Origin of the sequence: Bradyrhizobium sp. (genome assembly GCF_027307225.1) — a bacterium.
Lineage (GTDB): Bacteria > Pseudomonadota > Alphaproteobacteria > Rhizobiales > Xanthobacteraceae > Bradyrhizobium.
Genome location: NZ_DAHUXJ010000043.1, coordinates 19823 through 27864, shown reverse-complemented (window position 1 = coordinate 27864; position 8042 = coordinate 19823). Strand labels below are relative to the sequence as shown.

At 62.5% G+C, this 8042-nt stretch carries 7 protein-coding genes and 1 pseudogene; 7 read left to right on the top strand and 1 reads right to left on the bottom strand.

Translation table 11 applies throughout. From position 1 onward, the window contains the following. The coding region (locus M6D32_RS07105) for a hypothetical protein (protein ID WP_298254762.1) at positions 1-197 on the bottom strand (197 nt) is incomplete at its 3' end. A gap of 77 nt (positions 198-274) precedes the next feature. On the opposite strand from M6D32_RS07105, the gene M6D32_RS07100 reads away from it, so the two are divergent. From M6D32_RS07100 to M6D32_RS07070, 7 genes and pseudogenes are all read left to right on the top strand, one after another. Further along, a complete protein-coding gene (locus tag M6D32_RS07100) occupies positions 275-1375 on the top strand; it encodes an MBL fold metallo-hydrolase (RefSeq protein ID WP_298254759.1) in 1101 nt (366 codons plus the stop codon). Positions 1376-1378: 3 nt separating this feature from the next. After that, positions 1379-2005 (top strand): SCO family protein, encoded by a 627-nt coding sequence (locus tag M6D32_RS07095; protein WP_298254757.1) that lies wholly within the window; start codon positions 1379-1381, stop codon positions 2003-2005. Between the two features lie 115 nt (positions 2006-2120). After that, the gene (locus tag M6D32_RS07090) at positions 2121-2807 is read left to right on the top strand and encodes a response regulator transcription factor (RefSeq protein WP_298254754.1); all 687 of its coding nucleotides are present in this window, start codon (positions 2121-2123) and stop codon (positions 2805-2807) included. Beyond that, positions 2794-4164 (top strand): ATP-binding protein, encoded by a 1371-nt coding sequence (locus M6D32_RS07085; RefSeq protein WP_298254752.1) that lies wholly within the window; start codon positions 2794-2796, stop codon positions 4162-4164. The genes M6D32_RS07090 and M6D32_RS07085 overlap by 14 nt, the downstream gene beginning before the upstream one ends. Positions 4165-4291: 127 nt before the next feature. Further along, on the top strand, positions 4292-4978 hold the full coding sequence (locus M6D32_RS07080) for an antibiotic biosynthesis monooxygenase (RefSeq protein WP_298254750.1): 687 nt from the start codon (positions 4292-4294) through the stop codon (positions 4976-4978). 14 nt (positions 4979-4992) lie between these two features. After that, positions 4993-5181, top strand: a pseudogene (locus M6D32_RS07075) (DUF1800 family protein); the annotation flags it as partial. A 464-nt stretch (positions 5182-5645) separates the two neighbouring features. Continuing rightward, a complete protein-coding gene (locus M6D32_RS07070; protein ID WP_298254748.1) occupies positions 5646-8042 on the top strand; it encodes an EAL domain-containing protein in 2397 nt (798 codons plus the stop codon).

The window sequence follows — 8042 nt, the reverse complement described above, 5'->3', positions numbered from 1 at the left end:
TGTCTCTGAGAAGTTAGCGAGTTGGGGGTAAGTGAGGCATGGGCGGTGCCGAGGTGTTTTGTTGGGAACTTCATATCTATCCTGGCCGCTTTGAGCGGCCCCATTTTTAAAGCCCCCGGCTCTGCCGGGGGATAATTACTGTCCCAATTCCAACGTTCGCATCCTTTTCTCGGCCTGCTCCTTTTCTCGGCCTGCATTTTGGCCGCCCATTTGCATTGACACGTCGCTCGCCCGGCTTTGTACTGCCGCCGCCAGTGGACCAGGGGAGGGGTACATGCCGACCTTCAATCGACGCGACGCGATGAAAATGTCCGCCGGCTTCGCCGCCGCCGCGACCGGATTTTCCTGCATCGAACTCGCCAAGGCTGGCCCGATCGAGGTGCCCGTCATCGACAAGCTCAGCGTCCGCGTTCTCGTCGATAGCGCCAGCGACCTCTTCTTCAAGCGAGCCGAAGTCGCCGGCGTGAAGACCGAACCCGGCAGATCGGCAAATTCGATGCTGCCCCTGCACAGCGAATGGGGCTTGTCGCTGCTGCTCGAACCGCAGCGCGGCGACACCAGGCGCACCTACCTGCTCGACTTCGGTTGGACGCCGGGCGCCATCAACGGCAACCTGGATCTGCTTAAGGTCGATGCGTCGAAGATCGATGCGCTGATCATGAGTCACGGCCATTGGGATCACCTCGGCGGCCTGATGGGCTTTCTGGATCGGCACCGCAAGTCGATGCCGTCGGATCTTACGATCTATGCCGGCGGCGAAGACAATTTCTGCCAGCGCTATCTGCGCGGCGCCGGCGGCGATCTGAGCGACTTCGGCATGCTCGATCGCCGCGATCTAGCCAAGCGCGACGTCAAGGTGATGTTGTGCGAGACCCCGGTCGTGATCGGTGACGTTGCCTTCACCACCGGCAAGATCGCGCGCAACTCGATTGAAAAGGTGCTGCCGAATTCGCTGGTCGAGTTCAAGTTCAAGGACGGCGCCGGCTGCAACTGGAGTCATTACCTGCCGGCCGAGATGGAAGGCAAGATCGTGCCGGACGAGCATATCCACGAACACGCGACCTGCTTCAACCTGAAGAACAGGGGCCTCGTGGTGATCTCCTCCTGCGGCCATGTCGGCATCGTCAATACGGTGCGGCAGGCGATGGAGGTCTCCGGCGTGCAAAAGGTGCATGCCATCGTTGGCGGCTTCCACCTTGGACCGGCGCCAGCGGATTACCTGACGCAGGTCGTCGCCGAGATGACCAAGCTCAATCCTGACGTCGTGATCCCCATGCATTGCAGCGGGCTTAACTTCACTCAGGAAGCGCAGCGGCAGATGCCGGGGAAGGTGCTGACCACCACGACCGGCAGCCGCATCACCTTCGGCATCTGAACGGTGCGCTTGAGGGGAACGAAAGCGTGGCCGGCGATCGCCGCGCTGCTCGTGCTGAGCATTCTCGCTGATGAGGTTCGTGCCGAAGACACGCCGCCGGATCGCTACACCGCCGCCGAGATGATGGAAGACCTGATGTATGGCCGCGGCACGGTTGGCGGGCCGTTCACGCTTACCGACCAGAATGGCCGCAGGCACAGCGACCACGACTTCCGCGGCAAGCTGATGATTGTCTATTTCGGCTACACGTTTTGTCCCGACATCTGTCCGGCCGATCTGATGGCGATCACGCAGGCGCTCGATGCACTTGGGCCTTTGGCCGATGGCGTCCAGCCGATCTTCATCACCATCGATCCCGAGCGCGACAGCAAGGTGCTTGGCGACTACATCAAGGCCTTCCACAAGAGTTTCATTGGGCTGACCGGTTCACCGGAAGAAATCCGCAACGTCGCCAATGCCTACAAGGCGTTCTACGCCAAATTGCCGCCGGCGGCTGACGGCGAATATGCCATCGACCACACCGGCGTGATTTACCTGATGGGTCGCGACGGCAATTATCTCGGCTTCATGCCGCCGCAGACGGATGCCGAAAAGCTGACCCAGATCCTGCGAAAATTTCTTTCGAAATAGCGATTTCTTACAGCAGCCTTACAGCGCCCGATTCCGTTAACCTCGGCCTGGTTTGAAAGCTTGTCGTTCGCGGCAAAAGGGGTCAAAGCTGGCGCAGGAATTTCAGGTCCTCGTCATGCGTCTACTGGTGATCGAAGACAATGCGCTGCTGTCCGAGCTGCTCGCCAAGGGCCTGCGGACGGCTGGCTACGAGGTCGATCTGCTTGCGACCGCCTCGGAAGCGCAAGCCGTGCTGATGACCACGACGTATGCGGCAATCATTCTCGATCTCGGCCTGCCCGATGGCGATGGGCTCGCGATCCTGCGCGAATTGCGCCATCGCAAGGATTCGACCCCGGTGCTGGTGCTCACGGCGCGCGGCGGCTTGCAGGATCGCGTTTCCGGCCTGCGCTCGGGCGCCGACGATTACATGGTGAAACCGTTCGCGCTGGAGGAACTGGTGGCGCGGCTCGAGGCGCAGTTGCGCCGGCCGGGCCAGCAGCTCGGTAACTCCCTGCACATTGCCAATCTCGAATTCGACCTGCGCGGCCGGCAGGCGCTGATCGACAACCAGCCGCAGGTGCTCTCCTCGCGCGAGACGGAAGTGCTCGAGCTTCTGATGCGCAGCAAGGGCCGGGTGGTCTCGAAGAAGCAGGTCGAGGATCATATCTTCGGCCTTTCCGGCGACGTCGCTTCCAATGCCATCGAGGTCTATGTCCATCGCCTGCGCAAGCAGCTGTCCGACCGCGGCGCCAAGGTGACGATCCATACCATCCGTGGCGTCGGCTATCTCATCGCCGAGGAAAAGCGTGATCCGGTTTGAATCGATCATCTCGCGCATCGTGATCCTGCATGTGATCGCGGTGGCGATCACATCGGTTCTGATGTCGCTGGCGCTGTCGTGGCTTCTCAGTGTCGCCACCAACAACATCCACAACGAGGCGATGGAAGAGCAGGCGGTGTCGCTTGCCGAACATCTCGTTCTCGAGCCCGACGGCCAGCTTTCGCTGCATCTGCCGCCGAACCTTCAGGGGCTCTACTCGCAGCCTTACGGACGATATTCCTATGCGGTGGTCGACGCCGCCGGCAAGACGCTGTTCTCGTCGCTGCAGAACAGAGCGCCGGTCTTTGCCGTCGATCCGCGCGCGTCGACTGTGCAGTTTCTGGACACGCACATTGGCGGCGCCGCGATTTCCGGCGCCAGCATCCGCCGCATCATCGGCGGCAAGACCCTGTGGGTGCAGGCGGCCGAAGACCTCGCCAACAACGATGTGCTGATCGACGACATTGTCGATGATTTCTACCGTCACGTCGGCTGGATCACGCTGCCGATCCTGTTTCTGCTTCTGGTGATCGACATCGCGATCTTCCGCCGAGCGCTCTGGCCGCTGCGGCAGGCGTCTGAGACCGCGCAGCACATCACGCCGGCCCGCACCGACATCCGCCTGCCGCTGCAGGAAATTCCGAGCGAGGTTCGGCCGCTGGTGTCGGCGATCAACAAGGCGCTCGACCGCCTCGACGAAGGCTTTCGGCTGCAGCGCGAATTCACCGCCGACGCCGCCCATGAACTGCGCACGCCGCTTTCGATTCTGCGCACGCGCGTCGAGACGCTCGACGATCCCGGCGTGGCGAAAGCGCTGCATCAGGACATCGAGGCGATGAGCCGCGTGGTCGGCCAGTTGCTCGACATCGCCGAGCTCGAAGCCTTTGCGATCGACCCGGCGGAGGTCGCCGATTTGCAGGCCGCGGCCGCGGAAGTGGCTGGCTTTGTCGCGCCGCTGGCACTCGAGCAGGGGCGGGAAATCGCGCTTCTGGGCGCAACCGCGCCGGTGCTCGTCAAAGGCAATGCCGAGATGATCAAGCGGGCAATCCGAAACCTCGCCGAAAACGCCATCCGCCACACGCCGAAAGACACCGTGGTGGAATTCGTCGTCGAGGAAAACGGGAAGGTCGCGGTGCAGGACCGCGGCCCCGGCATTTCGGATGAGGAACGCGATCTGATCTTCCGCCGCTTCTGGCGGCGCAACCGCAATCAGCAGGGCAGCTCCGGATTGGGTCTTTCCATCGTGCAGCGCATTGCCGAATTGCATGGCGCCACCATCGAGGTGGAGAACCGGGTGATGGGCGGCGCGCAGTTTTCCCTGCAGTTTATTCCGGTCCCGCCATACCCGAAGGCTTGACGCCGGGCCGGCTCGTGCGATCAAGATGGCACGCCACGGCGCGATGAGTTGAAGGTCGCTTCATCTCTCAGGACTTCCCAAAGGATGCCTTCGTACGAGCATCCGTCATTTCCGGAGGAAATTCCCCATGCATCGTTCGTTTCTGGCGGCCGTCATCACCATGGCCGGCCTCCTTTCGGCTGGCGCCATTGCCCGCGCACAGGATGCGAGCCAGCCCGTCACCATCGTGACCTACGCGGAAGTTGCGCCCGCCAGGGCGGTCGAAGCACGCAAGCTGATTATCCGCTACGCAGAGGCCGTCCGCAAAGCCGACGGCGCCGTGCAGGTCGAGGCCGGGCAGCGGATTTCCGATCCCGGCCACTTCGCGCTGGTCGAGCAGTGGAAGTCGCAGTCGGCCAAGCAGGCTTTCGCGTCGACCGATGCCTACACCAAATTCCGTGCGGCGCTCGATCCGCTGCGCAGCGCCGCCTATGACGAGCGCATCCATAATGGGCTGTCGGTCGGTCCGTCGAAGCCGGCGCCGAAGGGCGCTATCCTGGTGCTGACCCATGTCGACGTGGTTCCGACGCAGGTCGAGCCTGGCACGGCCAAGGTGAAAGCGTTCGTCGAGCAAGGCCGGAAGGCGCCTGGCAACCTTCGTTTCGACGACAACGTTCAGGCCAACCGGAAGAATCATTTCACGGTGGTCGAAGCCTGGAAGTCGCAGAGCGAGAAGAACGCCTGGATTTCGTCGAAGACAGTGCGAATCTTCCGCGAAGAGCTGCAGCCGATGGGCGGCGCGCTGTACGACGAGCGCGTGTTCAAGGTGCTGTAGGAAACGATTTCATCCATCCGGCTATACTGCGCTATCTCGACAACGCCGATAACGCGGCCGGCCATCTCAATGAGAACGACGCCCGTGAGATCATGGAGTTGCACACCATGGGCGTCGGCTCCGGCTACACGCAAGCCGATGTCGAGGCGCTGGCGCGCATTCTCACTGGGGTCGGCATCGACGTGAAGCCGGAAGACCCCAAAGCTCAAGCCGATTGCCTTCACCGATCAGTGGCCGCTGATTTTCCGCGGCAAGACGCAAACGCCGAATATCGGCATCAATGGCGGGCGCATCGTCGGCGAGCAGATCAAGGTCGAGCAGGCGAAACGTGGAGCCGCAATATGATACGAACTTCGGAATCGAAGCACTAGTTCGGCCTGCAGCCGGCGAGCCTGCAGCGGATCTTTGCCGGCGTGCATCCGACGGAACTCGGACTGGTCTAGCGAGATTCCGTCACTCCCAAGCGACAAATCCGATCCGGGAACAAACGGAAAAGCGGAACCAGAGAAGGTTCCGGGTGCGCGCCTTCCCCGCATTACTACGTAGACATGCCGTGCGCGGCTGATCCCGTGACGATGGCCGCGCCGCTCTCGTGCAGAATTTACGCGGCCTTCACACCGTGAAGCTAGTTTCGCTGCCGGACGCGTATCCGAATGCGGAATGTCTCATGTTGAAGGTTTATAACTGCATTGCTACGGCGCATGACCTGAGGCTTGTGGGCCTTGCCGCTTTTGTCTGCGTGCTCGCATCGATCTCCGCAATCAGACTGTTGCGCTATGCCCGCGCGGCCAAGGGGCGGATGCGAGATCTCTGGCTGATGGTTTCCGCGATATCGACCGGCTTTGGCATCTGGGCGACGCACTTTGTTGCCATGCTGGCGTTCTCGCCGGGAATTCCGAGCGGCTACAACATTGCGTTAACCGTCCTGTCCCTGATCGTCGCGATTCTGCTCACCGGGTTCGGCCTTGCGGTGTCGTTAACCAAGGATTGGCGCCATGGCCCGTGGATCGGCGGCGCCATCGTCGCCGGCGGCATCGCCGCGATGCACTACATGGGAATGGCGGCTTTCGAGGTGGCGGGCATCGTGGTCTGGGATCCCGCGCTGGTGGTCGTCTCGATCCTGTTGGGCGCTGCGATCGGCGCCGCTGCGCTGCCGGTTGGCCTGCACGGCGAGCACGAAGGATGGAAGCTCGGCGGCGCGCTGCTGCTGACGCTTGCGATCGTCAGCCACCACTTCACCGCCATGGGCGCGGTGTCGATCATTCCCGACCCGAGCATCGCGGTTTCGCAGACGGCCTTGCCGGCCGGATTGCTTGCTGTCGGCGTGACGATTGCAAGTCTCGGCATCCTCGGATTGGCGACCGCCGGCGTCGTGATCGATATCAGAGATCATCGCCGCTCGGAGCTCGAGACCGACCGGATGCGCGACCTTGCGGATGCTACCGTCGAAGGCCTTCTGGTTTGCGACGGCGAGATGATCGTCTCGGCCAACAAGAGCTTCTCGCTACTCGTGGGCTGCTCGGCCGATAGCTTGATCGGAGGCACGCTCGAAAACTGCTTCCCCGACCCGGCCGCCCGCGGCAAGCTGATGTCACGGCCCAATCACACGCTCGAAACGGAATTGCGCCATCGTGACGGCTCGATGATACCGGTCGAGTTGATCATGCGGCCGATCGTCTTTGCCGAACGTCCTCACCACGTGATAGCGGTTCGCGATCTGAAGCGCCGCAAGGCTGCCGAGCAGCACATCCACTTCCTGGCGCACCACGACGCGCTGACTGGCTTGCCGAACCGCGCCTATTTCAACATGCGCGTCGATCAGGAAATCGCGGGGCTTGCACCGGGCAAGAGTCTCGGCGTCATGTGCCTGGATCTCGACCGCTTCAAGGAGATCAACGATCTGTTCGGCCATGCCGCCGGCGACCGCGCCTTGCAGACTTTTGCCTCGCGCGTCGGTGCGTTGCTGGAGGAGGGGCAGATGTTGGCGCGGCTCGGCGGCGACGAGTTTGCTATCCTGCTGCCGAACATTTCGGGGCCTGCCGCGGCCGGCCGGCTCGCGGAATCCATTCTCGAGGTGCTTCGCGACGACGGCGATGCGCCGGAAGTGCCGATCGCGACCTCTATCGGCATTGCGCTCAGCCCGGATGATGCGGCCGACCGCCAATCCATGATGAGCCATGCCGACGTTGCGCTCTACCGCGCCAAACAGGAAGGCCGCGGCATCTACCGCTTCTTCGAAGCCAAAATGGGCGCCGCGGTCCGGGATCGCCGGCAACTGGAGCATGATCTTCGCCTGGCAATCTCCCGCGACGAATTGTGGCTGGCCTACCAGCCCCAGTTCGACATTCGCCACGGGAAGGTTGTTGGCTTCGAGGCGCTGGTACGCTGGAAGAGCCCATCCCGCGGCGAGATCTCGCCGGGCGTCTTCATTCCGGTTGCGGAAGAAATCGGCGCCATCCTGCCGATCGGCGACTGGGTACTGAAGGAGGCCTGCCGCGAGGCCGCTACCTGGAAGATGCCGCTGAAGGTCGCGGTCAACGTTTCAGCCGTGCAACTCCACAACGCGACATTTGCCCAGGAACTGCATCAGATCCTGATCGAGACCGGTCTGCCTGCCAGGCGCCTGGAAATCGAGATCACGGAAACGGCGCTGGTACGCGACCTCAATCGTACGCTGGCGACGCTGCGGCAGGTCAAGGCGCTTGGCGTCGAGATCGCGATGGACGATTTCGGCACCGGCTATTCGTCGCTGTCCAACCTGCGCGCCTTTCCGTTCGACCGCATCAAGATCGACCGCTCCTTCATCAAGCAGGTCAATACCAACCAGCAGGCCGCAACGATCGTCCGTGCTGTGCTGGGTCTCGGCAAGGGCCTGGGGCTTCCGGTCATCGCGGAAGGCGTGGAAACCAACGACGAGCTGCGTTTCCTGCAGGAGGAAAGCTGCGACGAGGTGCAGGGCTATCTGCTGGGACGTCCGGCGGCAATCGACAGTTTCCGGGAGTACACCAATCCGGACGCAAGCCTGCCGCAGGCCGCTGCCATCAAGCACGCCGCCAGCGCCTGA

Bases quoted from the DNA above. Each gene is read 5' to 3' on its own strand.
- M6D32_RS07100 (WP_298254759.1), top strand. From the start codon at position 275: ATGCCGACCTTCAATCGACGCGACGCGATGAAAATGTCCGCCGGCTTC.
- M6D32_RS07090 (WP_298254754.1), top strand. From the start codon at position 2,121: ATGCGTCTACTGGTGATCGAAGACAATGCGCTGCTGTCCGAGCTGCTC.
- M6D32_RS07080 (WP_298254750.1), top strand. From the start codon at position 4,292: ATGCATCGTTCGTTTCTGGCGGCCGTCATCACCATGGCCGGCCTCCTT.
- M6D32_RS07070 (WP_298254748.1), top strand. From the start codon at position 5,646: ATGTTGAAGGTTTATAACTGCATTGCTACGGCGCATGACCTGAGGCTT.